The 2,991-nt window shown below is 38.5% G+C and carries 3 protein-coding genes; all 3 read left to right on the top strand.

Features of this window, described 5'->3' with window-relative positions; translation table 11 throughout:
* Nucleotides 1–227: 227 nt before the first annotated feature.
* A complete protein-coding gene (locus PSI23_RS20820) occupies nucleotides 228–656 on the top strand; it encodes a universal stress protein (RefSeq protein WP_273556864.1) in 429 nt (142 codons plus the stop codon).
* Between the two features lie 113 nt (nucleotides 657–769).
* Complete coding sequence (locus PSI23_RS20815; protein WP_092520648.1) at nucleotides 770–1,207, top strand: universal stress protein; 438 nt, start codon at nucleotides 770–772, stop codon at nucleotides 1,205–1,207.
* Between the two features lie 415 nt (nucleotides 1,208–1,622).
* Nucleotides 1,623–2,627 carry an endonuclease gene (locus PSI23_RS20810; RefSeq protein ID WP_373567365.1) on the top strand — a complete coding sequence of 335 codons (1,005 nt, stop codon included), beginning with the start codon at nucleotides 1,623–1,625 and terminating at the stop codon, nucleotides 2,625–2,627.
* Nucleotides 2,628–2,991 lie beyond the last annotated feature (364 nt).

Genomic DNA, 2,991 nt, shown 5'->3' with positions numbered 1-2,991 from the left:
TTTACATTGGTCAGACTGGCGACGACGGCATCAATACCGGGCGCAACAATGTCACTACCGCCGCCGGGGAGATCATCGGCTTACAGAGCAATTACGGCTGTAGTACTAAGAATCGGAATAGGAGCTAACATGTTTCAGGTGTTATATAACTCACAGTAAGTTTTCAGCATTTCAATATACTAAAGAAATCGGGATAACTTGGTATTTCAGTAAGTAGGAGCGTGCATATGTACAAGACTATTTTAGTACCAGTAGATATTTCAGAAGAAGATCTAACCAACAAGGCAGTTGACTGCGCGCTTAAGATCGCCAGAGAAACAGGGGCTAAATTACACGTCTTACATGTATTACCCATTTCATCAGCGATTATTAATGCTTATGCACTCGGATATATGGAAATTAAGGACAGAGCGACTATCAAGGCAGAACAAGACTTGAAAAAGCTGGTTGATTCCATGGACTTACCAATTGGTCAGATCTCCTATTCGATTGCATTTGGTTCTCCAAGAGACGAAATCACTTCTACAGCGAATGAAATTGATGCTGATTTGATTGTCATAGGCTCAAGGCGACCCAATATCACGACTCATCTGTTAGGTTCCAACTCTGCTGGGGTTGTCAGATATGCAAAAACATCTGTATTAGTAGTGCGATAACTGCTATTAGCAAAAGGGATGTTGCAAAGGAAATGTTGATTTAACGTGGTTTTTGTTGATTTTGAACTGATGCTCAATGGCTGGCGGTTATATCCGATTACAGGGGAGTATATATGTATAACACGATTTTAGTTCCAATTGATATTTCAGAAGATATATTAACTGATAATGCAATTAAACATGCCGAATTTTTGGCAAAAATATCTAATGCAAAGGTTCATCTTTTTCACTCTGTGCCCGATATTTCCAGATTTTCCGTAAGTTATAGTTACCACTATGATTTATTGAGCGCTTTTGCCAAAAAAGCAATAGCGAATTCTGAAGAGGAACTTAAAAAAGTTGTAGAACGTATTGATTTGCCTAAAGATAAAGTATCTTTCTCCGTTGCCTTTGGTTCTCCACGAGATAAGGTGCTGTCTACAGCGCGTGAGATTAATGCAGATTTGATTATTGTCGGATCTCGTCGGCCTGATATCTCGACTCACTTACTGGGTTCAAATGCGTCGGGCATTGTAGGATATGCCAATATTTCTGTTTTGGTTGTAAGATAACTGGCTAAATCTGGATTAAAAACTGACAAATTGTTTTCTGATTAACCAAAAATTTATACAACCGTGCTATTTTCTAGCGCGGTTGTTTTTTAACAGACATTTATCCTACTAAATTCAATTAAATATTTTGAAAATGCCTTAATACTACTCAAATAAATAGAGTTAAATAGTTTAATAAACCTAATATTTTCATGCTTAACATTCTAATAAACTATATTAATTAAAATAATGAATTGATGTCTTCCTAATCATTAAAGAAAAATCGACGAATAATATTTGTCATTTCATAGTATTGTCAGGCAAGATCATGGTCGGATGTTATGCGTAATAGATGTTATGAATAACAAATGTTATGAACAATAAGTAAATAGGTATTATTTTGAATAGTAAAATTGCCCAATGGGCACGTTATCTTTTGGTTTTTGGGTTAACCATCTCTTTTCATGCATGGAGCGCTCCATCCAGTTTCGAGCAAGCCAAAGTAGAATCAAGAAAAAATGTTTATGACGGGCAAATAAAATCAGGCATAGGCACATTATATTGTGGTTGTGATTGGCATTGGGTTGGCAAAAGTGGCGGGCGTGTTGATCTGGCTTCTTGTGGGTATGATATAAGATCACAGCAAACAAGGGCTGAACGTACTGAATGGGAACATATGGTTCCGGCTTGGGTATTTGGGCATCAGCGTCAATGCTGGCAAAATGGCGGGCGAAAAAACTGCGTTGATACTGATCCCGTATTTCGCATGATGGAATCAGACATGCATAACTTGGCTCCAGCAATCGGTGAAGTTAATGGTGATCGCAGTAATTTTGCTTACGGGATGGTCGCCAGAAATACACCTAATATGTACGGTTCATGTAGCAGTAAGGTGGATTCTAAATCACGCTTGTTTGAGCCGCGCGATAAAGTGAAAGGCATGGTTGCCAGAGTCTATTTCTATATGCATGACCGCTATAACCTGACTATGTCACGCCAACAGCAACAATTGATGATGGCATGGGATCGCAAATATCCAGTGGATGCTTTAGAGCGTGAAAGAGATAACCGAATTGCCAAGATTATGGGACATCATAACCCGTTTGTGACCGGCAGCAAAAAATGGGAATTAGGCTACAAAAATTCAGGTCAAGGCTTATTACCACAGAAAGGCTTATTGCCACAGAAAGGGCAAGAGGAGCAGAATAGAACGTCAAAACAGAATAATTTGCATGGGGGAAATAATCAGCTATCAGCCCAAAGAGCCACAGCAAAAACAGCGAAAAATGGCGTGATTAAGGGGAATAAAAATAGCCAGATTTATCATTTTTCGCAATGTTCTGGTTATAAGACAGTGGCAGATAAAAATGCAATTTATTTCAACTCAGAAGCAGAAGCCAAAAAAGCAGGATATCGCCTGGCAGGTAATTGTAAAAAGTAGCAGTCGATTAAATTATAAATTTATGGAATTTTAAATGGTAATACAATAATCTGATTTCTTGTTTTTTTGTGATTATTGAGTTATAGACTGGGTTAGGAACCGGCGTTTGAGATGATGTCACGAATGAAAAGTGACGATCTTAACGCCGTTTTTTATGGGCCTTAATCAGCTTGAAAGGAAGCTAAATGTTTTTATATACCCTTCGTCTTTCAAGTTGCCTCTTTGTTGGCTGCATTCACTCATCCCGGTTATATAGTTAACCCGAATTCTGGATAAGAAATTGACGAGAAGCCTGTTCCGGGAGCAAAGTTTTGGTGAACGCCGAAAACAGCTCCGGGGAGGAACAGGCTATGAATAAATTAGT

It is taken from the genome of Xenorhabdus yunnanensis (genome assembly GCF_028598805.1).
Taxonomy (GTDB): Bacteria; Pseudomonadota; Gammaproteobacteria; order Enterobacterales; family Enterobacteriaceae; genus Xenorhabdus; species Xenorhabdus yunnanensis.
This window is presented reverse-complemented; position numbering and strand designations above follow the sequence as displayed.

What these genes read in the sequence shown, in the direction of transcription:
- PSI23_RS20820 (WP_273556864.1), top strand. Translation starts at nt 228, where the DNA reads ATGTACAAGACTATTTTAGTACCAGTAGATATTTCAGAAGAAGATCTA.
- PSI23_RS20815 (WP_092520648.1), top strand. Translation starts at nt 770, where the DNA reads ATGTATAACACGATTTTAGTTCCAATTGATATTTCAGAAGATATATTA.